Genomic DNA, 26,390 nt, shown 5'->3' on the forward strand with positions numbered 1-26,390 from the left:
GGCACCGGCTCGTAGCATCGGACTATGCGTGTGTTGATCGTCGAGGACGAGCCCTACATGGCAGAGGCCATCCGCGATGGGCTGCGCCTGGAAGCGATCGCGGCCGACATCGCCGGTGACGGTGATACCGCTCTGGAGCTGCTGAGCGTCAACGCTTACGACATCGCCGTCCTCGACCGGGACATCCCCGGACCCACCGGGGATGAGATCGCCAAACACATCGTCGCCTCCGGCAGCGGCATGCCGATCCTCATGCTGACCGCTGCCGACCGGATCGACGACAAGGCCACCGGGTTCGAGCTCGGTGCCGACGACTATCTCACCAAGCCCTTCGAACTCCGAGAACTCGTGCTCAGGCTCAGGGCACTCGACCGCAGGCGCGCCCACAACAGGCCACCTGTGCGAGAGATCGCAGGCTTACGTGTGGATCCGTTCCGCCGCGAGGTCTACCGCGATGGCCGCTACATCGCGCTCACCAGGAAGCAGTTCGCTGTGCTCGAAGTCCTCGCCGCAGCCGAAGGCGGTGTCGTCAGCGCAGAAGAGTTGCTGGAGCGAGCGTGGGACGAGAACGCGGACCCGTTCACCAACGCCGTGCGCATCACGGTCTCGGCTCTGCGTAAACGCCTCGGCGAGCCCTGGCTGATCGCCACTGTGGCCGGGGCCGGTTACCGCATCGACACAGGACCGGACGCCGGTGACCGGGGAGCGGAACGTGGATAGGCGTCAAGGGTTGAGCGTCCGCCTCAAGCTCACCCTCAGCTACGCCGGGTTCCTCGTGATCGCGGGCACCTTGCTGCTCGCCGCCGTGTGGGTGTTCCTTCTGCGAGGAAGGTCGAAAAGCCTGAGCGTCCCCGGTCTGTCCGACTTCATACGCGTCTTCGACCCAGGCAATTTCGGCCCAGTCGTCTTCGTCCCGGCGGGAATCCTCGTGCTGGCGTTCCTGCTGGTGTTCGGTCTCGTGGGCGGGTGGATTCTGGCCGGCCGGATGCTCACCCCGCTGATTCGCATCACCGACGTCACACGCAGCGTGGCGAACGGGCCGCTCTCCTGCCGGATCCGCCTGCCGGGCCGCCGGGACGAGTTCCGCGAACTCGCCGACTCCTTCGACACCATGCTCGCGCAGCTCGAAGCCCACGTCGCCGAACAGCAGCGATTCGCGGCCAATGCCTCTCACGAACTGCGCACCCCGCTGGCGGTCACGCAAGCGATTCTCGACGTGGCCCGCAACGATCCGGACGGCGACATCTGCGAGCTTGTCGAGCGCCTGCGCGTGGTCAACACTCGAGCCATCGCCCTCACCGAAGCATTGCTCCTGCTCAGCCGCGCCAACCAGCGGGCATTCACCAGGGAACACGTCGACCTGTCCCTCATGGCAGAAGAAGCCACTGAAACGCTCCTCCCCTTGGCAGAAAAGCACGGCGTCACCATCGAAACCTCCGGCGACAAGAGCATCACCATCGGCTCACCGGCACTCCTGCTGCAGATGACCACGAACCTTCTGCACAACGCGATCGGCCACAACCTGCCTGGACAGGGCGTCGTATGGGTGAATACCGGCGTCCGCCCCGACACCGTTGTGCTCACTGTCGAGAACACCGGAGAGAAGCTCACCTCACAGATGCTCTCGACACTCACCGAGCCATTTCAGCGCGGCACCGAACGCTTACACACCGGCCAGGCAGGTGTCGGCCTTGGCCTGGCAATCGTCAAAAGCATCACCCAAGCACACGACGGAACCCTCACTCTCACCCCCCGCCCCGCCGGCGGGCTCCGCGTCACGGTGCAACTACCCGCCGCGTCAGCACACACAAGCAGATGGCGAACAAGCCTGACGAACGTCCGGATTTCCCAGGGAAACCCTCGGTGAGTTTCTTCAGCGTTGCCGCTCCGGGTGGGGACAGCTATGGCGGTGGGCGTCATGCGGTTGGACTGCAACGGTATGTACGCAAGACCCGCCAGGACTTCAGGTGGGTGGCGCCGCGTTCGATCGGCGTGTCTACGCATGCACGGCCTCGACATTTTTCCTGCACCGTCTCGGGGGCGGGCCATGGCAGCCGAGCCGCTGGCGTGACACGCCCGGGGCCACCGCCCTTTCCCGGTCCGCCCTTTCCCGGTCCGCCCGTTCAGCGGAAGGCTGCCGATCGCCTCGAACCGCTCGCGCTCGTCCCTCATCGCCGCCGGTGTCGGGTGCATGCTGAACGCCATTCCCGGGCAGCGATGCCGCTCGGGCCACCAGCCGGCCACCCGCCGGTACCCCTTGATCGCATTCACCGGCACCGAAATATCCTCCGACAGCCGGTGCAGCCACGCTGATACCCCGAACAGGCGACAAGGCGTACAGCTCACGCCGAAACCGCCGCTACCTGCGAAGTCGCCAGATCAGGCACACCATCCCTGAGCCGAAGGACCAGCGGGCCAACCGTAGACGCCACGGCCGCAGGGGAGGTCGGCCCGTCGGCTTCGGCAGCGAGGTCTGCAAACGCCGCAACGAGGTCGAGCGGACGAGCAGCCTGCTCAAGAGCTTCCGAGCCGTCGCCGCCCGCTACGACGAGAGGGTCTACGTCTTTCACGGCACCGTCACCTCTCAGCGATCCGGCTCTGGATCCGCCCGTGAGATTGCGCGACCTGGCCTGGATCCGCCCAGAACTCCATGTCCGCCAGCAGCATTCGTCCCATACAGTGCCGAAGGTATGACGGCACTTGCATCCTTCGCCTTCGTGCGCCACATCGACGGACTCCGCTACCACTTCGAGCGCGACGGCGAGCGCAACGGCCGCCCCGCCTACCGCCGAGCGGACGGGAACGTGTGGTGCGTCTGGTCGCCGACCGACGGCTGGCACTGCGAGATCGCCGGCGGCCTCGTCACCGCCTATCCTCTCGACAGCCACGAGGACCAACCCGACCCCCCGGCCACCGTCTGGCGTAGCTTCAAGAACGATCGCTCCTACCTCTACGACCTAATCGCGGTCGGCCCATGGCCCCACTGACCCGTCCCTTTGGGAAACGATCACAAGGCCAACGGGAAGCGATCTCCCATCACGTCCGGCAGTGCAGGTCAGGGGTTCTGGTGAACATCCGACGTCATCGCCCGCCACCGGCCACCGGCAGATCACCGGTGAAAGTGACCTCGAAGGAACCCGGGCGACCTCCTCGGCCGATCTGTTGACCGCTGAGACGGCATGTGCGATCAGCGGGCGCGACCATCCGGACTACGCCGGTTTCTGCTTCCATGCCCACTTCGCGTCTCGCCCGCCGAGTTCCGCCATCGGCAGGCTGCCTCAGCCTCGACGGGACATGTAGACGTCGAATGCCTTGTAAAGCAGGCGATTCAGCGGCAGGTCCCATTCGCCGAGATACTCCACGGCTTCGCCGCCGGTGCCGACCTTGAACTGGATCAGGCCCAGGTGCGGGTCGTTCCTGTCCACGGTGTCGGTGATGCCGCGCAGGTTGTAGACCGTACATCCGGCAGCCAGAGCGTCAGTGATCATCTTCCACTGCACGGCGTTCGACCCGCGTACCTCCCGTTTGGCCGTGGCGGAGGCGCCGTAGCTGTACCAGGCGTGTTCTCCGACCCGGACCCAGATGGTGGCGGCCACCAGGTCACCTTCGTGGTGGGCGAGGTAGAGCCGGATCCGATCCTTGTCCTCGGACAGCAGCGCCTGAAACATGGCCGGGAAGTAGCTGAACGGCCGCGGGATGAAGTGATCACGTTTCGTGGTCTGGAGGTAGACCCGGTAGAAGTCGGGTAGGTCCTCGACACCGCCCTGGGTCACGATGACGCCCGCTTTACCGGCCTTCTTGATGTTGCGCCGCCAGAGCTGGTTCATCCCCTCAAGGAGTTGATTTTCGTTCTTGCCGGCCAACGGGACCTGGAAAACCCAGCGCGGCTGCCCGGCGGAGAATCCTTCTTCTTCTTTCGGCGGGCGCCAGCCCAGGTGTCGGAGCTGGATGCGTGCCCGGCCGGCGGCGGCGTTGACCGTATCCGGCGGCACGTCGCTGAGCCTGGTGATCCCCGGGTCGGCGATCGCGGCCTTGATCGTCGCAGCACTCCAGGTGCGGGCTGCCACCGTCGTCCCGATGCGTACGGCGAAGGCGCCGGAGCGCTTGAGGTGGTCCACCAACGGGCCGAGCCAGCCGGCCAGATCATCCGAGGCCCAGTCGATCACCGGCCCTTCGGGCAGGTACGCCAGCGACGTCTTGAACCCGGGCAGCCGCCGGTACAGCACCAGGCCAGCGCCGACCAGTTGACCGCGGTCGTCGAACCAGCCCAGCGACTCCGATCCCCACTCGCTCTTCACCGACGCCCAGGCCGGGGTCTGCAGGAAACTCACCGCAGGCCGGGTCGCGTTGAACGCGGCGTGATCGCCAGCCGTGATGGTCCGTACCCGAAAAGCCACAGCCGCTCCTACCTGTCGTCCATCGGTCGATCCGCCGGCACACCGTGGGGGCCGGACACGAGCGCGGCGACGACCTCGTCGAGGCGCGCCCCGCGGGAGGCCTTGACGAGCACCACATCGCCGGCGGTGAGCCGACCGCGCAGCCACTGGACGGCCGCGGCGTTGCCGGTCAGCGCCACCGCCCGCTCTCCGGCGCCGTCGGCGAGCGGGCGGGCTCCGACCGCGACCACCACGTCCGCCCGGGAGGCGGCGTACTCCCCGATGGCGCGGTGTTCGGCCGCGCTGTCGTCGCCGAGTTCGAGCATCTCGCCGAGGACGGCGATGCGGCGCCTGCCCTCGATTGCCGCCAGCGCGTCCAGGGCGGCACGGGTCGAGTCGGGGTCGGCGTTGAAGGAGTCGTCGAGCAGCGTTGCGCCGCCGACGAGGTCACGTAGCTCCAGGCGCCACTTCGAGAGCGAGACCGTGGGCAGCGCCGCCGCGGCCGAATCGAGGCAGACGCCGGCCGCCAGCCCCACTGCCGCGGCAGCCGACGCGTTGAGCGCCTGGTGCGTGCCTACGAGCGGCAGCGCGACCGGGGCACAGGCGGCGGCGGTCCGCAGTGTGAAGGACGGCCGGGCGAGCCGGTCCAGCACCACGTCGAGTACGCGAACGTCGGCATGTTCCGCCCGGCCGAAGGTCAACAGCGGGCGGTCGGTGAGCGAGCGCATCGCGGCCACCCGGGGATCGTCGGCGTTCAGGACCGCGGTGCCGCCGGGCGCCAGACCCTGCACCAGCTCGCCCTTGGCCCGGGCGATCGCCTCGCGCGACCCGAGATGGCCGAGGTGGGCCTGGCCGACGTTGAGGACGACACCGATGTCGGGCGCGACCAGGCGGGTGAGTTCGGCGATGTCACCGATGCGGCGGACTCCCATCTCAAGGACGAGGAACCGGGTGGCCGCGTCGGAGCGCAGCATGGTGAGGGGCACGCCGAGCTCGTTGTTGAGCGAGCCGATCGTGGCGATCGTCGGCGCGGCGCTCGACAGCACGGCCGCCAGCAGGTCCTTGGTGCTGGTCTTGCCGCGGGATCCGGTCACCCCGACGACGGTCAGCCCGTCGCGCAGCCGTGCCACGACGTGGGCGGCGAGGGCCTGCAACGCGGCCTTGGCGTCCTCGACGACGATGGTCGGCAGCGCCGTGGGCCGGGAGCCGAGCACGGCCACCGCGCCGGCTCGGCCGGCCTGGACGGCGTAGTCGTGGCCGTCGGCGTACTCGCCGGCGAAGGCGACGAAGAGGCTGCCCGGCTCGGCCTGCCGGCTGTCGAGCACGGCCGGCGCGGTCACCGTCACGGCGCCGTCGCCCGCGACCCTTCCGCCGACCACTGCGGCGATCTCGCCGAGGCTGAGCGGGATCACGCCTCGACCGCGCAAAGATCGGCGAGGCGCCTCAACAACCGGCCGCTCGCCGTGACGGCGAGCGGGGGCGGGCCGACGGGGTGGTGGAGGGCAGAGGCTGGTTCGTTACTCATGCCGTCCACTCAAGAGAGCGTGGTGTTACCGGCGCGTATGCAGTTTTCGATACGCCGACGATATGTCGCCGGCCACCACCCCGCGAGAGCGTGGATGCGGCTGGCCGGCCGCGTCGGCTTCGCCCGTGGGATCGACCGGACGAGCCGACAGTTCGAGCATCAGGTCCGGCGGCAGCATTACCGGCCCGTCCGAGCGCCGCTTCGGGATCGCCCGGAGCTCTGAGGGCGACGCGACGACGTGTTGCGCATTCACCCTGCCGGCATCCTCTGTGGGTCGGGGACTCGTCCTTGACGACCGAGCCGAGCATCGTCCTGCGCGTGCAACGGCCGGCAATATATCGTCGGCGTATCGAAAAATGCATACGCCTCGGCAACACCGTGCTTTCTTGACTGGACGGCATGAGTTCCAGCGGACCCACACGAGCGGCGATGTGCCGCACCCGAGTGCCGGCGCCGTCCTCACGGGCTGTCTCGACAACGGGAATCACGGTATACGGGTGCGAGCAGGATGAGGCCCTGCTATTCCGGGAGATGGCGCCTCGCTTTGGCATGGTGCCAACCATCACGAAGGAAGCGGTCTCTGAGGCCAATGTCGGCCTGGCAGTCGGGAATCGATGCATCAGCATCGGCCACAAGACGCACGTCACCCGTGCCACGCTCATCGCACTGAGCCGCGCCGGTGTGGAGTATCTCTCCACACGAAGCGTCGGATGCAACCACATCGACGTGAGCTACGCGGAAAGCATCGGTATCTCCGTCGGAAACGTGGCGTATTCTCCCGACAGCGTTGCCGACTACACGCTGATGCTGATGCTGATGGCTGTACGCCACGCGAAGGCCACTATCCGCCGCACCGATGCTCATGACTACCGACTGAGTGAGATACGCGGCAGAGAGCTGCGCGACCTGACGGTCGGAGTGGTCGGCACGGGGCGTATCGGCACAGCAGTCGTCGACCGGCTGCGAGGCTTCGGCTGCCGCGTGCTGACCTACGACAACCGCCCCAAGACTTCCGCCGATCACGCGCCGATCGACGAGCTGATCCGGCACAGCGACATTGTCACGCTCCACACCCCGCTCACCGCAGAAACCCGCCATCTTCTCGATCGCCGGCGTATCGAGCAGATGAAACACGGCGCGTTCATCGTCAACACCGGACGCGGTCCGCTCATTGATACCGAAGCCCTTCTTCCGGCGTTGGAGAGCGGCAGATTGGGCGGCGCGGCGCTGGACGTCCTCGATGGCGAGGAAGGAATCTTCTACACCGACTGCCGGAACAAGCCCATCGAGAACCGCTCGCTGTTGCGACTGCAAGAGCTGCCGAATGTTTTCATCAGCCCACACACGGCCTATTACACCGACCACGCGCTACGGGACACCATCAGAAACAGCATCATCAACTGCCTCAACTTTGAAAGCGGGACAACGTGAACAGGTTGAAGATCGGAATCATCTTCGGGGGTTCTTCCGAAGAACACCCCGTCTCCGTCAAGTCCGCCCAAGAGGTCGCAAAGAACCTCAACACCGATGCATACGAACCGTACTGGATCGGCATTACGCAGTCCGGCGCCTGGAAGCTCTGTGACTTCCCCGGCGCAGACTGGGAGAACGGCGGCACCCGTCCGGTCATGCTGTCACCCGACCGAAGCGTCCACGGACTGCTCGTCCTGGAACAGGGACGATTCGAAGTGATCCGCCTGGACCTCGTACTGCCCGTGCTGCACGGCACACTCGGCGAAGACGGAGCGGTCCAGGGCCTCCTTGAGCTCTCCGGCATTCCCTATGCCGGCTGCGACGTCCAGAGCTCCGCCATCTGCATGGACAAATCCCTGACCTACACCGTCGTCAGAAGCGCGGGAATCGCCACGCCGAATTTCCGGGTGGTCACGGGGAACGAGAAGGTCGACGCCGGCCGGCTTCCTTACCCTGTGTTCGTGAAGCCGGCCCGTTCGGGCTCGTCCTTCGGCGTCAGCAAAGTCGCCGGAGAAGAGGACCTGCCGGGTGCACTTGATGCCGCACGACGGTACGACTCGAAGATCCTGATCGAAGAGGCCGTGGCCGGGAGCGAGGTCGGCTGCGCAATCCTGGGGGACCCCTCCACCCCGATCGCGGGCGAGGTGGACCGCATAGCCCTCTCACACGGATTCTTCAGGATCCACCAGGAGGACTCACCCGAGACCGGCTCGGAGAACTCGACGTTCATCGTTCCCGCCGACATCTCCGAAGAATCGCGTCGGCTCGTCCAAGAGAGCGCCAAGACCATCTACCGCACCCTGGGCTGCCAGGGGCTTGCCCGCGTGGACATGTTCCTCAAGGGGGACGGCCAGGTGGTACTCAACGAAGTCAACACCCTGCCCGGCATGACCTCCTACAGCCGCTATCCCCGGATGATGGCCGCCGCAGGACTGCCGCTTCCCGACGTGATCGACCGGCTCGTGTCCATGACCCTGCACCGGAAAAATCGATGAACGAGGACTTCGTGTACCTGGACGAGCTGGTGCCCGGCATCCGTTGGGATGCCAAGTATGCCACCCGGGACAACTTCACCGGAGCGCCGGTGGACGGATACCTGGCAAACCGGATAGTCGGCACCAGAGCTTTGTGCACAGCCCTGGGGCGAGCGCAAGAAGAAGCCGCATCCCTCGGCTTCGGCTTGCTCGTTTGGGACGGATACCGTCCACAACGCGCCGTCGACTGCTTCCTGCGCTGGTCGGAACAGCCGGAGGATGGCCGGACAAAGCAGCGCCACTACCCCAACATCGACAGATCCCAGCTTTTCGACAAGGGGTACGTGGCCGCCAAGTCGGGCCACAGTCGCGGCAGTACCGTCGACTTGACGCTCTACAGCCTCGCCACCGGAGAAAGCGTCCGCATGGGTGGCGGCCATGACCTCATGGACCCGATCTCGCATCATGGAGCAAGAGGGATAACGCCCACCGAAGCGGGAAACCGCAAGTGTCTTCGCTCCATCATGGAGAACTGCGGTTTCGCTCCCTACGCCTGCGAGTGGTGGCACTACACGCTGAAAAGCGAGCCTTATTCAGATGTCTATTTCGACTTTCCCATCGCCTAATGGAAGCCTCCCGTACGTCTCACAGTGGGGAAGCCTGGACCGGAACGACGAGGTCGTCATGCGGCATGCCACCCCATCGGGTCTCGACGTCTTCCTGAGGCGCACCGAGCCATCGCAACTGCACGACTGGGCCTTTGACGGATACCACTCGCGCGAGGAATATCTGTTCTGGTCCCGCAAAGTCTGCGGCTTGGCGTGCCTGCAGTCCCTGCTCCATGGCTGGACGGACATCCGACTGCCGATGCGTGAACTCCTTGCGCTGGCCCTCGACCGGGGCTGCTACGTGGTGGAACCCCAGGGCAAGGTCCACGGACTGATCTACAGGCCATTCATGGCTTGGGTCAGCTCACAATTCGGATTCGCATGCCAACTGGTCGAGAACACACCGATCCAAGAGTCCGCCCGAGCGGTGCGCCCCGGGCAAGTCCTGATCGCTTCGGTATCTCCTGAGATCCGCGACCCGAGAACCTACGAACCGCGACGGGGAGGGCATCTTGTGCTGGTTCATGCAGTCCACGGCGGGATGGTGCGGTTCCATAATCCGTCGGGCTACTCCCACAATGCGGACTCCGCATCGCTGCCCATGCGCATATTCGAGCGGTTCCATGCAAGACGAGGAATACTGGTCAGCGCCACATCGTGAGCCCAGGCGAACCGGCACCGCGCGTCGTTGTCACCGGCGGCCACTCGGTGGGGCACACCGAGCTCTTTCAACGATCCCGAAGACCCCGGGATACCGGCCCTGCGAGGGGCCGGCGCAGGTGCGGTGCTCAAGAACAGCAACCCGATCGTGCGGGGAGCAACGTTCGGGACCTGTGGATCGAGCTCGGGGAGCATACGAAGGGCGTACCTTCACGAGTGATCGGTTGATGGGCATCGAGTAGGCCGGCTCCGCTACGGCGTACGAGCAGCAGTTGACGGCTGTGCCAGCGATGACGGTGGCGCGAAAACCGTTTGGCGGACGGGGCGATCACTGCTACTTTTCCGGAGGCCGTGCGAGAGAGCGAGGAGGTGGTACCCGTGAACACAGTATTGACATGGGTGCTCCCCTCCGGGGTCACGGTCGGGCGATAGACAGGTCGTCCGGGAGCGCCGTTCCAGTGCACTCCCGAAAGGCACGACCATGCATGTCACTTCCGAGAAACGCCTCGACGACGGCGTCCTCGAACGCGAATTCACCCTCGGCGGGATTCCCGGCATCCTGTGGACACCCGAAGCCGCATCCGCATCCGCGCCGGTGCCACTGATCCTGCTCGGCCATCCCACGCTCGGCCTACGCACGATGTACCCCCGACTGGTGGCCCGAGCCCGGCACTCCGCAGCGGAGGGCTTCGCCACGGCCACCATCGAGCTCCCCGGATGCGGCGACCGGCCCCGTTGGCCCGCCCTCGACCAGGCCCGGGCCGGCCTGCGCCGGGCGATGCAGGCCGGCGAGCCGGTCGGCGACGAGATGGTCGACGCCCTCGTCCTCCCGCTGGTCGACAAGGCGGTCCCGGAATGGCAGGACGCGCTGGACGCCTTCCTGTCGCTGCCCGAGATCGGCGGTCCGGTCGGGTACTCGGGGGGAGTGATCTCCATCGGCATCCGGCTGGCGGTGGTCGAGCCGCGCATCGTGGCCGCCGGCCTGTTCGCGGGGAGCCTGGTGCCTCGCGTCATGTTCGAGGAGGCCCGGCAGGTCACTATTCCGCTGCATGTCCTGCTGCAGTGGGACGACGAAGGCAACGACCGGCAGGCGGCGCTGGACCTGTTTGACGCCTTCGGTTCCAGGGAGAAGTCCCTGTACGCCAATATGGGTGGTCACACCGGCGTACCGCAGTTCGCTGGGGAAACTGCGGCCCAGTTCTTCGCACGGCACCTGAAAGGGAGGCCGGGCCGTGAGACCGGCAGCAGTCGATAGCTGATGCCGACGGCATACCGCCCATCGAGGGCAGGTGCCGTCCCACCATGGGCCCCATGAGCGTGTACTCGGGAGCGTCGGGCTCTGCCGCTTCGAAGTCGGCGTCGGGTGCCGGCCTCGGGTGCGGGTGGTTGCGTCACGGTGCTCGTACGGCCAGGACGGCGCGTTCGGTGTCGTCCGCGGTCAGGTCGGCGTTGAGCGCGGCGGCTGCCGTGACCCCCGACGCCGTGGCCTGCATGACGCCGGCGGTCACGTCGAGTACGTTGCCGGCGACCCACACCCCGGGCACTCCGGTGAAGCCGCTCGGGTCGGCCTGAACCTGGCGGCCGATGCCGAGCGGGTGCTCGACCACCTGCACGCCGAGGGGCACGAGCAGGTCGAGCCGGGACTCGAACCGCGGGCCGACGACGATGACCTCACGCGGGTGGACCTCGCCCGAGGCGAGCCGGACACCGACGACGCTGTCGCCGCTGACCTCGATCGCCTCCACCTCGCCGGGTACGACTGTGACGCCGCGGGCCGCGAGCCGGGCCCGTTCCTCTTCGGCGAGCCCGGGCGCGGTGTGCTCGAACAGCACGACGTCCTCACTCCACTGACGCCACATCAGCGCCTGCGCCGCCGCCCCGGGCCCGGTGCCGAGGACGGCGAGGGCCCGGTCGCGATGCTCCCAGCCGAAGCAGTAGGGGCAGTGCACGACGTCGCGCCCCCACCGCTCGCGCAGACCTGGAAGGTGCGGGTAGCGGTCAACCAGTCCGGTGGTCACGAGCACCCGCCGCGCCCGGTGACGGTTGCCTTCCCGGGTGGTGAGGAGGAAGCCGTCGTCATCGAGCGGCGTGATGCTCTGGACGGCACCCTCGATGATGCGCCCGCCGTAGCCGCGTACCTCCTGCCGCCCCAGCCTGAGCAGTTCGAGGGGAGGCGTGCCGTCGCGGGTCAGGTAGCCGTGCGAGTGTGCGGCCGGCGCGTTGCGCGGGTGGCCCTCGTCGATGACGAGGACCGAGCGGCGTGCGCGGACGAGGGTCAGGGCGGCGCCGAGGCCGGCCAGGCCGCCGCCCACCACGACGACATCGGCGCGGTCTCCGATGTCACCCGGTCCGGGCGCGGTTGTGTTTGCGGATTGCGCTGGCGTAGTCATGCGCTCACTGTGCGGGGATTCGGCGGGGAGGGGAAAAAACTTTGCGGAAAGCGCAAGCTTGTCCCATGACCGACAACCTCAACGCCGTTCTCGACGCGGTCGGGCCACGGCTGCGCGCCCTCCGCAAGCAGCGCGGGACGACACTGAAGCAACTCGCAGAGCTGACGGGCATGTCCGTCAGCACACTGTCCCGGATCGAATCGGGCCTACGGCGCCCGACGCTGGAGGTCCTGCTCCCCTGGCGCAGGCGTACGGCGTACCGCTCGACGAACTGGTCGGTGCCCCGGCGACGGGCGATCCGCGCATCCATCCGCGGCCGGTGAACCGTGACGGCGTGGTGTGGGTGCCCCTCTCCCGGGAACCGGGCGGTCTCCATGCCTTCAAGCAGGTCCTGCCGGTACCCGTGCAGGTCCCCGAACGGCTCGACCAGCGGGTGCACGAGGGCCACGAGTGGCTCTACGTGCTGTCCGGCAAGCTGCGGCTCGCTCTCGGCGACAACGACTTCCTCCTGGGTGCCGGTGAAGCCGCCGAGTTCGACACCCATGTACCGCACGCCATAGCGAACGCCGGCCGCCGGCCCCTTGAGCTGCTCATCATCTTCGGACAGCAAGGGGAGCGCATGCATCTCCGCGCCCGTACGACGTGACCTGGGCCCTCGGGCCCGCGCCCACGGCCACGGCTACGGCCACGGCTCAGCCCCTCACGCCGTGCGCACCTCCCCGCGCGCCGGCCCGGGCGCTTTTTGCGTTTGCCGCAACTTCCTTTGCCCGGGCCGGCGGTCCGCAGCACGGTGGGTCCGTCGGAACCGGAACAACGGGAAGGCAGGTGCCACACCATGGCATACGTCCAGGACACCGCTGGTGAGCAGTTCACACAGGACTGGAAGGAGTGGCGGGCCGGATGGGAGCAGTGGCTCGTCGCACCGCACGGCTGGCTGTCGGCCCGCTCGCTGTTCTGGCTGGACAGCACGCCCCGCCGCTACCCGGGGCTGCCGGGCCTGTGGTCCCAGGACCAGGACGAGGTCGTCATCGACCCGGACGGGGTGACGATGTCCTTCGGCGGCGAGAGTTTCGGCACCGTACGCCGTATCTCCCTGACCGGGGCCCCCGATGACCAGCGGGTGACGGCAGGCGGCCTGGAGGTCGGCATCACCTGCCGCGGGACCTGCATGATCGTGGTCTACGACCCGGCCACGCCGGCACGGCGGAACTTCCGCGGCGTACCTGTCTTCGCGCCGGACCCCGACTGGGTGCTCACCGGCCGCTACGAACCGTACGCGTCATCCCATTCGATCAAGCTCAGTTCCGTCGATCCGGGGCTGGATGAGCACACCTACGACTCCCCCGGGCTCGTACACCTTCAGTACGAGCGGCAGACCTACACCCTGCAGGTGCTGCGTTCCGGCGGGACGCTGAACACGGTGTTCGCCGACGCCACGAGCGGCGTCACCACCTACGGCGCGGGCCGCTCGCTGATGATCTCCGAAGTGGGCGAAGACGGGCTGGTACGCCTGGACTTCAACCGGGCGGTGAACCTGCCGTGCGCGTTCAGCGACAATTTTCCCATCTGTCCCGTGCCACCCCCGGGCAACCGGCTCCCCTTCGCCATCGAGGCGGGGGAGCGGACGCCACGGGAGAAGACGGGCTGACGCCGCGGCTGTCTGGCCATCCGGTGACGGGCGGGCCGGTTCCCCGACCGGGAGCTCATCCCCCGCCCGTCACCGGCCCGGCCGCCCCCGGAACGGTGTCCCCGATGACGCCGGCAAGGCGGTGCAACTGTGCGGCGAGTTCGCACCGCTCCTGCGGGTGAAGCGCGACAGAGCGGCGTATTGACGGGCCCGCAGTTCGGCCTGCATGACGTCGAGGCGCTCTGCGCCCTCCTCGGTGAGCCGGACGAGGACCTGACGTTCATCGTGTGCAGCGCGGCGCCGGGTGACCACGTTCCTGTCCTCCAACTGCCGCAGCATACGGGTGGCGGTGGGGACGCTGACCTCGGCGTTGGCGGCCAGTCGGCTGACCGGCAGCCCTTCGCCCCCGGCGTCCTCCACCAGTGCCCTGAGCAGGGTCAACTGTGACATGGACAGCCCGGCTTCGGACCGGCCTGCCGTGGCGGACCGTGAGCGCCGCATGGCGTGGAAGAGCCGGTCGGCAGCCCGGGCCAGGTCCTCGACTCCGGGCTCGGCGGGCGGGACACGAGGGCCGGGCTTCTCGGAGTTGCCTGTCTTCCTCATGACGGTTAGCTTACTCAGCTATTCGTTAGCAAGCTAACCAATTGGAGGCGGCGCGGCATGGCCTTCCCCGCTCGCATCGACGTCCACCAGCACATCGTTCCGCCGGTCTGGTCCCAGGCGCTCGCTGCGCAGGGCCTGGACTCCGGCGGCTGGGCCATCCCCTGCTGGAGCGCCGACAGTGCCGTCGCCATGATGGACCGGCAGGGCATCGCCGCCGGCGTCCTGTCCGTCACCTCCCCCGGCGTGCACCTCGGCGAGGACGGCCGGGCCCGGCGCCTCGCCCGCGCCGTGAACGAGTACAGCGCCGAGGTCGTCAAGGACCGCCCCGACCGCTTCGGCCATTTCGCGAGCGTCCCGCTGCCCGACATCGACGCCGCCCTGGCCGAGGCCGTGTACGCGCTGGACGTTCTGCGCGCCGACGGCGTGGTGCTGATGTCCCATGCCTGCGGGCGCTACCTCGGCGACCCCGGCTTCGAGCCGCTGTGGGCCGAACTCGACCGCCGCGCGGCGAACGTCTTCGTCCACCCCGCCCAGCCCCCGATGGCCTTGCTCCCCGGCACTCCGGCGCCGCTGGCCGACTATGTCTTCGACACCACCCGCAGTGCCCTCAACCTGGTGCTGAACGGCGTCATGAGCCGCTATCCGGACCTGCGGGTGATCCTTTCGCACGGCGGCGGCTTCCTCCCCTATGCCGCCTACCGTTTCTCCGGCCTGATCTCCACCGTCGTCGCTCCCGACCGCAGGGCCGAAGACGTCCTGCACGACCTGAAACGCTTCTACTTCGACACCGCCCTGTCCGCCAGCCCCAGCGCCCTGCCCGCCCTGCTGGCCTTCGCCGAACCCGACCATGTCCTCTACGGCAGCGACTGGCCCTTCGCGCCGCAGGAGGCCGGCACCTACTACAACCGCTTCCTGGAGACCTACCCCGACTTCACGCCTGGCCAGGCGGAGGCCGTCAACCGCAGGAACGCCGAGGTCCTCTTCCCCTGCCTCGCCCGCTGACCAGGGGCGGGGCACCGGCAGCCCACGTCGGGCGCGCCGTCCGGCGGCGCGCCACCGGGCGGTGGGTCCGCACGGCCCCTTGCCCCCGGCGCGGGTACGGGCGATTCCGCCCGCGCCTCAGTGAGCGCTCCGGTAAGGGTGGAGGAAGGGCAGCAGGTGCTCCAGCAGTGCTTCGGGCGCTTCCTCCGGAACGAAGTGACCGCAGTCGGCAACGACGGTGCTGCGCACGTCATCGGCCAGGGAACGGACTTCGTTCTCCATGTTCTCCCCGCCGAGGGCGTCACCCGCGACAGCCAGCACGGGAAGGGTGAGCTTGCGCTTCTTGCGTTCGAGGCTCTGCGCCATGGTCTCGTCGATGGCACGGTAGTACTCGAAGCCGGCCCGCAACGCCCCGGGAAGGCGCATGGCCTGGACGTACACGGCCACCGCGGAGGCGGGGACCGCGGTGGGGGTGGATGCCTTGGTGGCGAACTGGTGCCCGAAGTAGAGGTCTTCCCGCCCCCGGACGAGGTCTTCGTTGACATCAAGCGCACGGTTGAAGTTGAAGTGCCACAGGAAGTCGCTGGTACGCCGGTCGCCGAGGAGCGGGGGCGAGGCGGAGACACCGGGGATGATCGCGTCGACCAGGGCCATGCGCTGAATGGGGCCCGGATTGTCCGCGGCCATGGCGTAAGCCGTCCATACGCCGATGTCGTGGCCGACGACGGCGAACCGGTCGTGGCCGAGCAACTCCATCAGCCGGTGGAATTCCCGTGCGCAGGTCGCGGAGTCGTATCCGGTGGCGGGCTTGTCGGACAGACCGGTGCCGCGCGCGTCGGCGACGATCACGGTGTAGTGCCCGGCCAGCGGAAGCATGACATGACGCCACTGGTACCAGAACTGCGGCCAGCCTCCGATCAGGAGCAGCGCCGGCCCCTGTCCTCCGGTGACGGTGTGCAGGCGTACCCCGTCCACGTCGACGTACCGGCTGGAGAAGACGTCGCAGAAGCCGGCAGGCAGGCCCGGCACGCCGGTGGCGGTACCAAAACCCGACGGCCGGACCGCGCCGGGAGACGTGACGGACCGCATGGCGGCGCCGGGGAGTGCTGAGGTCATGATGGTCCGATACCTCCTTGTCGGGCCCCGCGGGAGCCGCCTTTCCGGCTTCCGCGGGAGGTGGGTCCGGCTGCCCCGTGCCGGCGGAGGGAAGAGAAACGGCGAATGCGCCGCCCTTCCCCACTTCCGGACCGACTGATCCAGTCTGCTGCCGGACGGCGGTCGCGTCAATATTGGACCCATCAATCCAAAACCAGGCGAGCGCCCTGCTCTCCTCTGCGGTCACCCCGCAGCCTGACGCTCCCCCAGGCGAGACCGCTCCGGCCTCCGTATGCCGCCAGGACAACCGTCCGGGCTTCCGCCCGGGAACCGATCGCCTCGCCCGTCACCGAGCTGACGGCGCAGTCCTCTCAGGCCAGGGTTTGTCCAGCATGGTGCAGATCGCGGCGTTGACGAGGTCCTTGTTGGCGGCGGCAGCCGTGGGTTCCTTGATGTGGAAGTTGGTTGCCGTCAGCACCGCGACACTACGACGGCCGCTCTGGTCGGTGTAGAACTCGCTGGAGTACCCGGGCAGGCCGCCTGTGTGGCCCCAGACGGTGCCGCAGGAGGTGTCGACCTTCATCAGGCCCAGTCCGTAGCCGCCGCCGTCCTGCGGGTCGGGCACCGTCTGCCGCATCTGCTTCATCTGAACCGCGGGCAGCAACGTGCCGGACATCAGCGCGCTTTGGAACCGCTGCCAGTCCGGTGCAGTGGACACCAGTCCGCCCGCCGCCCAGGTCCAGCCCGGATCGACGGCGCCGGCGTCGACGTTGTCGTGCGGACGCCGGGGGCCCGCTACCTCCGTCCCCTCGGGCAGGTCCACGATCCGCGCGAGGAGGCTGCGCAGCCGGCCCGGGCCCGGCTCATAGCCCGTCACATGCTTCTTGCCCCGGCTCCAGGCGGCGTCCGTGGCCAAGAACGTGTCTTTCATGCCCAGCGGCTTGGTGATCCGCTGTTCGATGAGATCGGCCACCTTCTTCCCGGTGGCCTTCTCCAGGATCAGGCCGAGCGCTTCGTAGTTGGTGTTGCTGTAGGAGTACTTCTTCCCTGGAGCCCCCGAAGATGTCCGGCCCGGGGAGAGCGCTATGAGTTCCTCGGGCGTCCAGGTGCGCTTGTCCTGACCGGTCAAGGAGGGCAGAAAGCGTGGCGTCAGCGCGAAATCCCCCAGTCCGCTCGTGTGGTTGAGCAGCATCTTCACGGTGATGTCCGGCCCGCCCGGGACCAGCCCCGGCAGCCATTTCTCCACCGGGTCCTCCAGGCCGATCCGGTGTTCGGCGACCTGCTGCAGTACGAGGGTGGCCGTGACCGTCTTGGTGTTCGAGCCCACTCGGAACTGGTCGCCGACGGCAAGGCGTCCGTCGGCCTCGGTCCAGGCGGCCTGCCGCACGACCTCCATGGGACGGCCCTGGCCCCGGTCGACCCGGACGATCACTCCCAGAGAGTTGTTGTCGACCGCCCGCTGCGCCATGCCGCCCAGGCGCTGGACGGTGGCCGCGGGCGGCCTGCTCGGTCGCCGCCCGCGGGCCCGGTCCCGTATTCGAGCAGCCGACAAGTGCCCCGCCCACTGCGGCTACCAGGGTCAGCGCCGTCACGCCCCGCGGAAACCGGCGATACGACGGTGTGCGTGCAGACATCGGTGTTCTCCCTCGCGTCATCCAGGATGCGGCAACCACCAACGCCTGCTGCCCGGTTGCCGTTGCGGCGTTCCCCATCCTTGTCTGCGCAAGATCCACGGCAACATCCGGCGGTCCCGCCGGATCACCGGGGGTTAACCCCCTCACCGGGCACTGAGCCCGGCCCCTGCCGGAGGTGGCGCAGAGCGACGGGCAGGACCGCGGCGGGGGCCGCAGTTGGCCGGCTGTTCCGGGGCCTGCGTCTCCTGTACGGACCGGCGCCGGTGACGAGCGGGCCGGTTCCGCCTCGCGTGGGAGGCCGTCAGAGACCGGCTATCAGCGCGTAGCGTTCGTCGGTGACCGGGCCGCCCCACAGGTCGGCGTCATGGCTGAGGTCTTCGACGCGGAGACCGGTCACGAGGGGGTGCACAGCGGCGGTGAGGTCGGCGGCACTGACGCCACGGTGCCAGGGCAGGGTGCCGGCGCCGGCGACGTAAGGCACGCCGCTCTGCCCGGCTTCCCGCCAGCGGCCCTCGACCAGGACCAACAGGCCGCCCGGGCGCAGCCGGGTCACCCATTCCTGTAGTGCGGCCCGGGGTCGGGCAGGGTCCACAGCAGGTGTCGGGAGAGCAGGACGTCGAACCGTTCGTCGCCGGTGGGCGGGTTGGCGGCGTCGCCGACGAGGAAGTGGCCCTCCAAGCCGGCCGCGCGCAGTTTCATCCGGGCCTGTTCGACCATTCTCGGTGCGAGATCGACGCCGGTGACCCGGTGTCCCGCCTCGGCGATGAGCTTGGACAGGGAGCCGGTGCCACAGCCCACGTCCAGCACGCTCACCGGTGTGGCCGGCAGCCAGGAAGCCAGGCGGGTGGCCCATGCGGTGCGCGTGTGCTCGGCGGTCAGTCCATGGTCGGGTTCGTCGTCGAAGGCGTCGGCGGCATGGTCCCAGTAAGCCGTGATGGCGGCGGAGTTCGTCATCTGCTGATCGTCTCAGCGACCACTGACAACCGGCCGGCCCTGGCGCGACCGACGTGGGGTGCGACGGGCAAGGGCGGCATGCGGGTCGGCACCGACGGGAGGGTGGCACCGTCCGCGCCGGCCGGGAAGACGCCGCAGCCGCACCCGTCTCGGGCTGCCGGACGGTTGTGTCCATCCGGTGTCAGCGAGATCGCGGACGGGGCCTGCCGCAACGGCGGCTCATCCCGGGTGCCGGAGGTTTCCCGGGCGGGGACGCGATCAGTTCTCTGCCCGAGGGAGACCGGCGGTCTCCTCTTCACCGACGAAGAACCACTGGTCACCCGGGCTGGCAGGCCGCTTGGCGACGAAGCGCATGAAGGGCACGTTCTGGTGTTCCTCCACGAGGAAGGTGCCGAGGGCGTGCAGGCGGTGGATGCCGGCCCGCGCGGTGGCGGGGTCGGCGCCGACGAGTTCGGCGGCCTGCGCGAGGGACACGATGCGGCCCCCGTCGGGGCCGTCCAGGACTCCCAGGCGGCCCTTGTCGATGGCGGTGTCGAGCACAACAGCGGCCACCGGCGCTTCACCACCGTAGTGAGGAGCGATCGCCACGAGTCGCTCCATGACATCGCGCGAGTCCCGGCTCAGCCGCGGGTCTGCCCGCATGTGGCTCAGGTCCGTGTCCGACGGTACCCGGATCCACTCCCCGTACAGGTCCCCCGGTGGTTGTAGTTGGTGCAGGCTGTACGACGCCGCCTGCCGTGGCCGGCGCTGCTTGCCCGGCTTGCTCCTGCCCATCGTCCGCACCTTTCCGAGGTCGCCTGGTCTGTGCCCCCTCAACACTGACGGGGCACCGGGCCGGCCGCCGCGGTGGACCGACCGTGCCCTCCCCGGTCAACCGGAGTTCGGGCCGGGAAGTTACGCCGAACGCGGCACGTAACACGTAAATAGCACGATCCCATCCGGCACCGGACCCGGGCGACGGCACTCCACCCTTCGGCCTGCTGCCGGGCAGCAGGCCGAAGGGTGACTGCGGGGTCTACTCATGCCCGTCTGAGTACGGGAGCTCAGGCGGGCCGCCGAGGCAGGCTCGTAGCGTCCACGGCATGCATAAAGATCATTCGCCGTATGGTCCGGCTGGTCCGGCTCGTCGGGTGGGAATCACCGCGGTGGCCTCCTGCCTGCCGCATCGTGTGGTGACCTCGCGGCACTTGGAGGAGCGGATCGTGGCCGTCTCCGGGGTGCAGGTTCCGGAGGGGTTGGTGGAGCGGGCCACGGGCATCGTTTCCCGGCGGGCGGCCGAGGAGGGTGAGTACGCCTCGACGTTCGCCGTACGCGCGGCGCGCACGGCGCTCGGGCGGGCCGGGCTGGCGCCGTTCGACATCGACCTGCTGGTCTTCGCCTCGGCCACCCGGGACATGGTGGAGCCGGCGACCGCGCACGTGGTGCAGGCCGAGCTGGGGTCCAGGGCGCATGCCGTGGATGTGACCAACGCGTGCAACAGCTTTCTGAACGGCATCGATGCGGCGCGGGCGATGATCCTGGCCGGCCGGGCGCGCCGGGCCCTGGTCGTCACCGGGGAGACACCCAGCCGCGCGGTACGGCACGCGCCCGCCGGCCCGGAGGAGTTCCGGGCCGGATTCGCCGGTTACACCTTCGGCGACGCGGGGGCGGCCGTCGTCCTCCAAGCGGTGGAAAGCGGCGGGATCCTGGACGTGGACACCGAGACGCACTCCGAACACTGGGAGGTCGGTGGGATCTTCGGTGGCGGGTCGCGTCATCCCCGCGGGGAGGAGCACACCTATTTCCGCGGTGACGGAAGCGAGCTGCGCGAGGTGTTCGAGAAGGTCGGTACGTCGGTGCTCGACCGGATGCGGCAGCGTACGGGCCTGGAGTGGGGCGACTTCGCGCACATCCTCGTCCACCAGGTGACGGTCCCGTACCTGGAGCGCTTCGTGGAGGTCGCCGGGGTGCCGCGGGACCGGCTCGTGGTCACCGTCCCGTACCTCGGCAACCTGGCCAGCGCCACCCTCGGTGTGCAGCTCGACCTCGTCCACGAGCCGCTGCGGTCCGGTGACCGGGTTCTGTTCGTGGGCCTGGGCGGCGGTGTGAGCATCATGACGATGGTCTGGGAGAAGGCGTGAGCGCGCTGTGGGTGGTGGTGCCCGCGCACCAGGAGGCCGCCCGTATCGGCGGCACGCTCAAGGCTCTGGCGGCCCAGCGCGACCGGGACTTCACGCTGGTGGTCGTCGACAACGCCTCGACGGACGACACCGCGGCCCTTGCCCGCGAGTTCGCCCGCCGGGCGCCCTTTGAGGTCCATGTGCTGCACGAGCCGGAGAAGGGGGTGGGCTGCGCGGTCGACACCGGGTTCCGGTACGCGATCGGGCACGGGGCGGCGCTGCTGGCCCGTACGGACGCCGACTGTCTGCCGCACCCCGGCTGGACGGCCGCTGCCCGCGGTGCTCTGGGGCGCGGGGCCGGGCTGGTGTGCGGACGCATCGATGCCCGGCGTGACGAGCACGGGCCGTTCGGGCGTGCCGTCTTCCGTCTCCTCGTACGTACAGCGGCGCTGTTCGGGCGGCTGCGCCCCGCCCACCGGCGCCGCCACGGCTACCTGGCGCCCTACCGGATGCACGCCGGCAACAACATGGCCGTCACCGCCAGGCTCTACGAAGCCGTCGGCGGGATGCCGCGCCGCCCCTCCCCCACCGACCGGCTCTTCTTGAACCGGGTACGCCGCCATACCACCGCCATCGTCCACGCCCGCGACATGGTGGTGGAGAACTCCACCCGGCGCCTTGCCGCGTACGGCCTGATCGGCACCGCCCGCTGGTACCTGGACCGGGGCCCGGGCCGGCACGGGGAGGACCCTCGCTGATGCTCGACGCACTGACGCACACACTGCGGCGTGCCCCCGGCCGGCCCGCCGTGCTGGGTACCACCCGGTCCGGGGCCCCGCGTACCAAGGCCACCTGTGGCGATCTGGCCGATCTCGCCGACCGTTACGCCGCGGCCCTGCGCGCGCGGGGCACCGGGCGGGGCAGCACCGTCGGGGTCGCCGTCCGGCCCGGTCCCGGGGCGCTGGCCGTGCTGCTCGCCGTGCACCGGCTCGGTGCGCGGGCCGCGGTGCTCGACCCCGGCGCCGGGCCGGAGGTGCTGCGGGCCCGGCTGGCCCTGGCCCGCCCCCATCTCGTACTCGCCGATGCCGCCGCCCAGGCGGTCGCCGGCTGGGCCCGGCCGCTCGCCCGCCGGGCCGGCCTGGCGCTGCCGGATCTCGCCGGGCTGGGGACCGTTGTCACGGTCGGCCGCCGGCTGCCCGGCTGCGCCCCTGTACTGGACACCGGCCTCCCGACAGCGGGCCTGCCCCCGGCGGTGGACGAGGACGGTGACGCGGTCATCGTCTTCACCTCGGGCACCACCTCACGGCCCCGCGCGGTGGTGCACACCCGCGCCTCCCTGGCCGCGGGCATGGCCACCGTGACGGATCTGGTACGGCCCCGGGCCGGCCGGCCCGTTCTCGGCGGCACCTTCTTCGTCCTGGTGCCGTCCCTGGCGAGCGGCGCGCCGGTCGCCCTGCCCGCCCGCTCCCCCCGCGTCCTGGTACGGCAGATGCGCCGGCTCTCCCCGCAGGCCACCTACCTGACGCCGCCGCAGCTCCGGGCCGCACTGGCGGCGGGGGCGCGGTTCGGCGGGCGGGTGTGGACCGGGTCCGCCCCGGCCGGTGCCGAACTGCTCACGCGCGTGAAGGAGGCCGGGGCGCAGGAGGCATGGGGCGTGTACGCGCTCACCGAGCTGTTTCCCGCCGCCGCCGTCGAACAGGCCGCCAAGGCGGCCTTCACCGGCCACGGCGACCTGGTCGGAGCACCGCTGCCGGGCGTTGGGGCCAAGATCGGCGAGACGGGCGAGCTGCTGCTGTCCGGTTTGGCCGCCCGGACCGGTATCTCGGCCAGGAGCCGGACCCGTGGGTGGCCACCGGCGACCGGGCGCGCCTGGAGGACGGCCGGATCGTGCTGGCGGGCCGCTGCAAGGACATGGTGCTCAGGAAGGCGGAGAACATCTACCCGGGCCTGTACGAGGGCTCGTTGCACGTGCCCGGTGTGGAACTGGCGCTGCTGGTCGGCGTCCCGGCCGGGGACGGCGACGAGCGCCTGGTGGCGGTGGTCCAGCCGCGCCGCGGGCGGATCCGGCGCGGCTGCGCGCCGCCTTGCGGGCGCCGTTGGCGCGGATGGGGTCGGCCCGGCCCGACGCCCTGCTGTTCGCGGACATCCCGCTGTCGGGCCGCTCCCGCAAGCCGGACCGTGCGGCGGCCTCGCGGCTGGCCCGGGCACGTCTGGAGGGCCGCGGCCGATGACCGTCCCGCCTGCGCCCGGTGGCGCGTTGTGGGTGGTGGTGCCCGCTTTCAACGAGGCCGCCGTCCTCAGTGGTGCCCTGTCCGCCCTCGCCGCCCAGAGCGACACCTCCTTCTCCCTCGTCGTGGTCGACAACGCCTCCACCGACGCCACCCCGGGCATCGTGCGCCGTTTCGCCGGTACGGCCCCCTTTCCGGTCCACCTCGTCCACGAGGGACAGCCGGGCGCCGGCGCCGCCGCCGACACCGGGTTCCGTCACGCCATCGCCCACGGCGCGGCCTACCTGCTGCGTACGGACGCCGACTGCCTGCCGGCCCGGCACTGGACCGCCGCCGCCAAGGCCGAGTTCCAACGCGGAACCGAGATGGTGTGCGGGCGCAGCCTGCCGCGTCCGGACGAGGCTCCCTCGCTCGCCGAGCGGTATCTGCTGCCGGCGGTGGTGCGGATCACCGCGCTGTACGGGCGCTACCGCGCGGCTCACCGCCACCCGCGCTACCGCGCCCCGTACGTACTGTGCCACGGCCACAACCTCGGCATCACCGCCGAGCTGTACCTGCGGTGCGGCGGTGCGCCGCGCATCCCGCTGGAAGGGCCGCCCGAGGACGTGGTCCTGCTCAACCGGGCCCGTGAGCACAGCGACCGCGTCGCACGGGCGGAGGGGATGGTCGTTCACCACAGTCTGCGGCGGCTGCGGGCCTGGGGCGCGCGCCGGACCCTGCTGTGGTGCTGGGACCGCCGCTACCGCCCCGCCGACCCACGAAAGGTGCATGTCAGGTGACCGTTTCCCCGGCTGCCGTCCGCGCGGCCCGCCGCCGTGACCGGCGGGTGTACACCCGTTCCCACCCGCTGTTGTTCGCCTTGCTCGCGGCGGCCCGCCGCAGGCCCGTGACCCGACTGGGCAGGGCGGTGCTGGTGCACGACGCGGCACCGTACCGGCACGCCCTCACCCGTATCCCCCTGGACCGTACCGCCGCCGGTACGACCGGAGGCGCGGCGCGTGAACTGTCCACGGCCGACGTGCTGTTCGACCAGGAAGGCGGCGGGCACCGGGGCGCCCGCCGGACGCTGGCCGAGGACCTCTCGGCGGCCGGCGTGGAGCGGCTGCGCCCGGTGTGGCAGGAGGCTCTGGGGCGCCATCTGGCTCCGCTCGCCGAGGGCCGCGACGTCGATCTGGTCCCGCTGGCCCGGGAGCTGGCCGCGGTCGGCGTCTGCACGCTGCTGGGCAGTGCCGCCGATCCGCACGCCGTCGCCGTGGCGGCGGGCGAGGCCGCGGCAGCCGCGGTACGCGACCATCTGCCCGGCCCCCGCCTGCCGGGCGCCCGACGGGCGGCGGCCACGGCCACGGCCCGGCTGGAGACGCTGCTGTCCACCGGTACGGACGGCCGGGCCGGACTGCGGGCGATGCTCGCCGTGGCCGCGGTCAACACCAGCGTCGCCGCACTGCCGCGCGCCGCCGCGTGGTGCGCGGACGCCGGACTGTGGGACCAGGCGGCCGACGACCGGTTGCGGCCGGCCCTGGTCACCGAGCTGCTGCGGGTCACCGCGCCGTCGCCGCTGCTGCCCCGTGCCGCAGCCGCCGACGCCGACCTCGGCGGCTGCCCGGTACGCAAGGGGGACCGGCTGATCCTGGTGGCCCGGCACGCCGTACGCGCACACCTCCAGCCCCCCGACGCCCGCCGTCCGGCACCGCCCGCCGTGGCCCAGCTCGTCTTCGGCGCCGGCCCGCACGCCTGCCCGGGCGCCCGGCTGGCCCGCGCCCAGCTCGAAGACGTCCTGGCCGCGCTCGCCCCCCACCGCCCCGCCGTGACCGGCGCCCGCGTCGACCGCGGTGCGGCGCTGCCCGGCTGGCGTTCCCTGACCGTCCGGGCGGCCGGCCGCCACGAGTCCGCGGCCCGCTTTGAGGAGGATCGATGACGACCATCGCCGTCACCGGGGCCAGTGGCTTCTGCGGCTCCCACGTCGCCCTGGCCGCCGCTGCCGGCGGCGCCGACGTCCTGTGCGTGGGACGGCGCCGCGGACCCGTCGGCCGGCACGTGCCCTGGGACGCCGCGCGGCACGCGCCGGACCTGTCCGGCGCCGACCTCGTCGTGCACTGCGCGGCGGCGGTCGGCGACCCGGTGCCCGGCTCCCCGGCCGAAGCCACCATGCACGCGGTCAACGTCGAGGGCACCGCCCGGCTGCTGGACGCCGCCGCCGGGCGGCCGGTGGTGTGGGTGAGCAGCGCCAGCGTGTACGCGCCGGAGCCCGGCCGCAGCCGGATCACCGAAGACCATCCGGTGCGCGGGCAGTTGAACGCCTACGGCCGTACCAAGGCCGAGGGCGAGGCCCTGGCGCTGGCCGCCGGGGCCGTGGTGCTGCGACCGCGCGCGGTGTACGGGCCCGGCGACCCGCATCTGGTGCCCCGGCTGCTGTCCCGCGTCCGCGCGGGGGTGCTGCTGCTGCCCGGCCGCGACGTGCGCCTGAGCCTGACGGCCGTGGAGAACCTCGCCGACGCGTGCCTGGCCGCCGCCCACTGGCCGCCGGGCGCCTACAACATCGCCGACCCGGCGCCGTACCGGCGTGACGCGGCCCTACGCGCCGTCCTGCACGCCCACGGCATACGAGCGCACCTGGCCCACCTTCCGCGGTCCGTCGCCCACGGCGCGGCCGGCGCGGCCCAGAGGCTGTCCCGTCTGCGCCCGCACACCGCTCCCGCGCTGACGCACTACGCCGTCGACCAACTGGCGCACAGCGTCGTCCTGGACGTGTCCAGGGCCGAACGGCAAGGCTGGCGGGCGCGGCGCTCCTTGCGGGACTACACCAAGGGGCTGGGCCGGTCCGGACCGTGAGGAGAGCACTCGCGCCGGTACGGGCGCGGCACGCCGGGCCCCTGCCTGCTCGCCGAACGGCGGTGCACTGAGCAGGCGTTGCGGGCCTCGTCCCACCACGGCGCGTCGCGGTGGTGGGACATCCGGCGCCCCAGGAGAAGGGTCGCGGCCAGGCAGCAGCAGCCGACCACGGCCGGCGGACCGGGCAGCGGCAGCAGCTTGCGCGAGACCGCCACGGCGCTCCGACGGCCGACCAGGGGCATCGGCAGGAAGTTGAGCAGCACGATCACGCCGGCCGTGCTTCCGTACTCCCGCAGCGGCGCCACACGGGCCCGGACCGTACGGACGGACACCG

At 70.2% G+C, this 26,390-nt stretch carries 24 protein-coding genes and 4 pseudogenes; 17 read left to right on the forward strand and 11 right to left on the reverse strand.

Annotated elements, in window-relative coordinates; genetic code table 11:
- Positions 1-24: 24 nt before the first annotated feature.
- Positions 25-720, forward strand: a complete 696-nt coding sequence (locus KGS77_RS00285; protein WP_242577901.1) for a response regulator transcription factor — start codon at positions 25-27, stop codon at positions 718-720.
- Positions 713-1,867 (forward strand): HAMP domain-containing sensor histidine kinase, encoded by a 1,155-nt coding sequence (locus KGS77_RS00290; protein WP_242577902.1) that lies wholly within the window; start codon positions 713-715, stop codon positions 1,865-1,867. The genes KGS77_RS00285 and KGS77_RS00290 overlap by 8 nt, the downstream gene beginning before the upstream one ends.
- 23 nt (positions 1,868-1,890) lie before the next feature.
- Here KGS77_RS00290 and KGS77_RS00295 read toward each other — a convergent pair.
- A pseudogene (locus KGS77_RS00295) lies at positions 1,891-1,991 on the reverse strand (IS5/IS1182 family transposase); the annotation flags it as partial.
- A 333-nt stretch (positions 1,992-2,324) separates the two neighbouring features.
- Between KGS77_RS00295 and KGS77_RS00300 the strand changes: the two are divergent.
- Together KGS77_RS00300 and KGS77_RS00305 are read left to right on the forward strand one after the other, a co-directional pair.
- A pseudogene (locus KGS77_RS00300) lies at positions 2,325-2,614 on the forward strand (IS5/IS1182 family transposase); the annotation flags it as partial.
- Between the two features lie 76 nt (positions 2,615-2,690).
- Positions 2,691-2,987 carry a hypothetical protein gene (locus KGS77_RS00305; protein WP_242577904.1) on the forward strand — a complete coding sequence of 99 codons (297 nt, stop codon included), beginning with the start codon at positions 2,691-2,693 and terminating at the stop codon, positions 2,985-2,987.
- Between the two features lie 291 nt (positions 2,988-3,278).
- Here KGS77_RS00305 and KGS77_RS00310 read toward each other — a convergent pair whose 3' ends face one another.
- The 3 genes from KGS77_RS00310 to KGS77_RS00320 form a co-directional block, all read right to left on the reverse strand.
- The gene (locus KGS77_RS00310) at positions 3,279-4,397 is read right to left on the reverse strand and encodes a peptidoglycan bridge formation glycyltransferase FemA/FemB family protein (RefSeq protein WP_242577906.1); all 1,119 of its coding nucleotides are present in this window, start codon (positions 4,395-4,397) and stop codon (positions 3,279-3,281) included.
- Between the two features lie 8 nt (positions 4,398-4,405).
- A complete protein-coding gene (gene murF / locus KGS77_RS00315) occupies positions 4,406-5,788 on the reverse strand; it encodes a UDP-N-acetylmuramoyl-tripeptide--D-alanyl-D-alanine ligase (RefSeq protein WP_242577908.1) in 1,383 nt (460 codons plus the stop codon).
- Between the two features lie 138 nt (positions 5,789-5,926).
- Complete coding sequence (locus tag KGS77_RS00320; RefSeq protein WP_242577910.1) at positions 5,927-6,154, reverse strand: hypothetical protein; 228 nt, start codon at positions 6,152-6,154, stop codon at positions 5,927-5,929.
- A gap of 176 nt (positions 6,155-6,330) precedes the next feature.
- Here KGS77_RS00320 and vanH point away from each other — a divergent pair, with 176 nt between their 5' ends.
- The 5 genes from vanH to KGS77_RS00345 all read left to right on the forward strand — a co-directional run bounded on the left by vanH (position 6,331) and on the right by KGS77_RS00345 (position 10,871).
- Positions 6,331-7,332, forward strand: a complete 1,002-nt coding sequence (vanH, locus tag KGS77_RS00325; RefSeq protein ID WP_242587227.1) for a D-lactate dehydrogenase VanH — start codon at positions 6,331-6,333, stop codon at positions 7,330-7,332.
- Positions 7,329-8,369, forward strand: coding sequence for a D-alanine--(R)-lactate ligase (gene vanA, locus KGS77_RS00330; RefSeq protein WP_242577912.1), 1,041 nt, complete (start codon positions 7,329-7,331; stop codon positions 8,367-8,369). Before vanH ends, vanA begins: the two co-directional genes overlap by 4 nt.
- Positions 8,366-8,974, forward strand: a complete 609-nt coding sequence (gene vanX, locus KGS77_RS00335; protein ID WP_242577916.1) for a D-Ala-D-Ala dipeptidase VanX — start codon at positions 8,366-8,368, stop codon at positions 8,972-8,974. Before vanA ends, vanX begins: the two co-directional genes overlap by 4 nt.
- Before the next feature lie 58 nt (positions 8,975-9,032).
- Positions 9,033-9,617, forward strand: coding sequence for a hypothetical protein (locus KGS77_RS00340; RefSeq protein WP_242577917.1), 585 nt, complete (start codon positions 9,033-9,035; stop codon positions 9,615-9,617).
- Between the two features lie 480 nt (positions 9,618-10,097).
- A complete protein-coding gene (locus tag KGS77_RS00345) occupies positions 10,098-10,871 on the forward strand; it encodes an alpha/beta hydrolase (protein ID WP_242577919.1) in 774 nt (257 codons plus the stop codon).
- Between the two features lie 136 nt (positions 10,872-11,007).
- Here the strand turns inward: KGS77_RS00345 and KGS77_RS00350 are convergent, their stop codons facing one another.
- The gene (locus tag KGS77_RS00350) at positions 11,008-12,006 is read right to left on the reverse strand and encodes an NAD(P)/FAD-dependent oxidoreductase (RefSeq protein WP_242577921.1); all 999 of its coding nucleotides are present in this window, start codon (positions 12,004-12,006) and stop codon (positions 11,008-11,010) included.
- 65 nt (positions 12,007-12,071) lie between these two features.
- On the opposite strand from KGS77_RS00350, the pseudogene KGS77_RS00355 reads away from it, so the two are divergent.
- Both KGS77_RS00355 and KGS77_RS00360 read left to right on the forward strand, forming a co-directional pair.
- Positions 12,072-12,652 (forward strand): annotated as a pseudogene (locus KGS77_RS00355) (XRE family transcriptional regulator).
- Between the two features lie 189 nt (positions 12,653-12,841).
- Positions 12,842-13,654 carry a DUF1684 domain-containing protein gene (locus tag KGS77_RS00360; RefSeq protein ID WP_242577923.1) on the forward strand — a complete coding sequence of 271 codons (813 nt, stop codon included), beginning with the start codon at positions 12,842-12,844 and terminating at the stop codon, positions 13,652-13,654.
- A 69-nt stretch (positions 13,655-13,723) separates the two neighbouring features.
- On the opposite strand, the gene KGS77_RS00365 is transcribed toward KGS77_RS00360, so the two are convergent.
- Entirely contained in the window at positions 13,724-14,236 is a 513-nt protein-coding gene (locus tag KGS77_RS00365) for a MarR family transcriptional regulator (RefSeq protein WP_347404411.1), read from the reverse strand.
- Positions 14,237-14,293: 57 nt separating this feature from the next.
- Between KGS77_RS00365 and KGS77_RS00370 the strand changes: the two genes are divergently transcribed.
- Entirely contained in the window at positions 14,294-15,238 is a 945-nt protein-coding gene (locus KGS77_RS00370) for an amidohydrolase family protein (protein WP_242577925.1), read from the forward strand.
- Positions 15,239-15,355: 117 nt separating this feature from the next.
- Here the strand turns inward: KGS77_RS00370 and KGS77_RS00375 are convergent, their stop codons facing one another.
- The 4 genes and pseudogenes from KGS77_RS00375 to KGS77_RS00390 form a co-directional block, all read right to left on the reverse strand.
- Positions 15,356-16,333, reverse strand: a complete 978-nt coding sequence (locus KGS77_RS00375) for an alpha/beta hydrolase (protein WP_242577926.1) — start codon at positions 16,331-16,333, stop codon at positions 15,356-15,358.
- Positions 16,334-16,658: 325 nt separating this feature from the next.
- Positions 16,659-17,780: a serine hydrolase domain-containing protein gene (locus KGS77_RS00380; RefSeq protein WP_242577927.1), complete on the reverse strand. Its 1,122-nt coding sequence runs from the start codon at positions 17,778-17,780 to the stop codon at positions 16,659-16,661.
- Positions 17,781-18,247: 467 nt separating this feature from the next.
- Positions 18,248-18,900: pseudogene (locus KGS77_RS00385) on the reverse strand (class I SAM-dependent methyltransferase).
- 258 nt (positions 18,901-19,158) lie between these two features.
- Positions 19,159-19,674 (reverse strand): hypothetical protein, encoded by a 516-nt coding sequence (locus KGS77_RS00390; RefSeq protein WP_242577928.1) that lies wholly within the window; start codon positions 19,672-19,674, stop codon positions 19,159-19,161.
- Between the two features lie 398 nt (positions 19,675-20,072).
- Here KGS77_RS00390 and KGS77_RS00395 point away from each other — a divergent pair, with 398 nt between their 5' ends.
- From KGS77_RS00395 to KGS77_RS00415, 5 genes are read left to right on the forward strand one after another with little or no spacing between them, the layout of a single operon-like run.
- Positions 20,073-21,020 carry a ketoacyl-ACP synthase III gene (locus KGS77_RS00395; protein ID WP_242577929.1) on the forward strand — a complete coding sequence of 316 codons (948 nt, stop codon included), beginning with the start codon at positions 20,073-20,075 and terminating at the stop codon, positions 21,018-21,020.
- Positions 21,017-21,757: a glycosyltransferase family 2 protein gene (locus KGS77_RS00400; RefSeq protein WP_242577930.1), complete on the forward strand. Its 741-nt coding sequence runs from the start codon at positions 21,017-21,019 to the stop codon at positions 21,755-21,757. The genes KGS77_RS00395 and KGS77_RS00400 overlap by 4 nt, the downstream gene beginning before the upstream one ends.
- Positions 21,757-24,006, forward strand: a complete 2,250-nt coding sequence (locus KGS77_RS00405) for an AMP-binding protein (RefSeq protein ID WP_242577931.1) — start codon at positions 21,757-21,759, stop codon at positions 24,004-24,006. The genes KGS77_RS00400 and KGS77_RS00405 overlap by 1 nt, the downstream gene beginning before the upstream one ends.
- Entirely contained in the window at positions 24,003-25,142 is a 1,140-nt protein-coding gene (locus tag KGS77_RS00410; RefSeq protein WP_242577932.1) for a cytochrome P450, read from the forward strand. The genes KGS77_RS00405 and KGS77_RS00410 overlap by 4 nt, the downstream gene beginning before the upstream one ends.
- Complete coding sequence (locus tag KGS77_RS00415; protein ID WP_242577934.1) at positions 25,139-26,056, forward strand: NAD(P)-dependent oxidoreductase; 918 nt, start codon at positions 25,139-25,141, stop codon at positions 26,054-26,056. Before KGS77_RS00410 ends, KGS77_RS00415 begins: the two co-directional genes overlap by 4 nt.
- On the opposite strand, the gene KGS77_RS00420 is transcribed toward KGS77_RS00415, so the two are convergent.
- Positions 26,023-26,388, reverse strand: coding sequence for a hypothetical protein (locus KGS77_RS00420; protein WP_242577936.1), 366 nt, complete (start codon positions 26,386-26,388; stop codon positions 26,023-26,025). The two genes, KGS77_RS00415 and KGS77_RS00420, sit on opposite strands and share 34 nt — an antisense overlap.
- Between the last annotated feature and the right edge of the window lie 2 nt (positions 26,389-26,390).

This window comes from Streptomyces sp. MST-110588 (assembly GCF_022695595.1).
Lineage (GTDB): Bacteria > Actinomycetota > Actinomycetes > Streptomycetales > Streptomycetaceae > Streptomyces.

Coding starts and splice junctions, on each gene's coding strand:
- KGS77_RS00285 (WP_242577901.1), top strand. CDS start 25: ATGCGTGTGTTGATCGTCGAGGACGAGCCCTACATGGCAGAGGCCATC.
- KGS77_RS00305 (WP_242577904.1), top strand. CDS start 2,691: ATGACGGCACTTGCATCCTTCGCCTTCGTGCGCCACATCGACGGACTC.
- vanH (WP_242587227.1), top strand. CDS start 6,331: ATGTGCCGCACCCGAGTGCCGGCGCCGTCCTCACGGGCTGTCTCGACA.
- vanX (WP_242577916.1), top strand. CDS start 8,366: ATGAACGAGGACTTCGTGTACCTGGACGAGCTGGTGCCCGGCATCCGT.
- KGS77_RS00340 (WP_242577917.1), top strand. CDS start 9,033: ATGCGGCATGCCACCCCATCGGGTCTCGACGTCTTCCTGAGGCGCACC.
- KGS77_RS00345 (WP_242577919.1), top strand. CDS start 10,098: ATGCATGTCACTTCCGAGAAACGCCTCGACGACGGCGTCCTCGAACGC.
- KGS77_RS00350 (WP_242577921.1), bottom strand. CDS start 12,006: ATGACTACGCCAGCGCAATCCGCAAACACAACCGCGCCCGGACCGGGT.
- KGS77_RS00360 (WP_242577923.1), top strand. CDS start 12,842: ATGGCATACGTCCAGGACACCGCTGGTGAGCAGTTCACACAGGACTGG.
- KGS77_RS00365 (WP_347404411.1), bottom strand. CDS start 14,236: ATGAGGAAGACAGGCAACTCCGAGAAGCCCGGCCCTCGTGTCCCGCCC.
- KGS77_RS00370 (WP_242577925.1), top strand. CDS start 14,294: ATGGCCTTCCCCGCTCGCATCGACGTCCACCAGCACATCGTTCCGCCG.
- KGS77_RS00375 (WP_242577926.1), bottom strand. CDS start 16,333: ATGACCTCAGCACTCCCCGGCGCCGCCATGCGGTCCGTCACGTCTCCC.
- KGS77_RS00380 (WP_242577927.1), bottom strand. CDS start 17,780: ATGGCGCAGCGGGCGGTCGACAACAACTCTCTGGGAGTGATCGTCCGG.
- KGS77_RS00390 (WP_242577928.1), bottom strand. CDS start 19,674: ATGGGCAGGAGCAAGCCGGGCAAGCAGCGCCGGCCACGGCAGGCGGCG.
- KGS77_RS00405 (WP_242577931.1), top strand. CDS start 21,757: ATGCTCGACGCACTGACGCACACACTGCGGCGTGCCCCCGGCCGGCCC.
- KGS77_RS00415 (WP_242577934.1), top strand. CDS start 25,139: ATGACGACCATCGCCGTCACCGGGGCCAGTGGCTTCTGCGGCTCCCAC.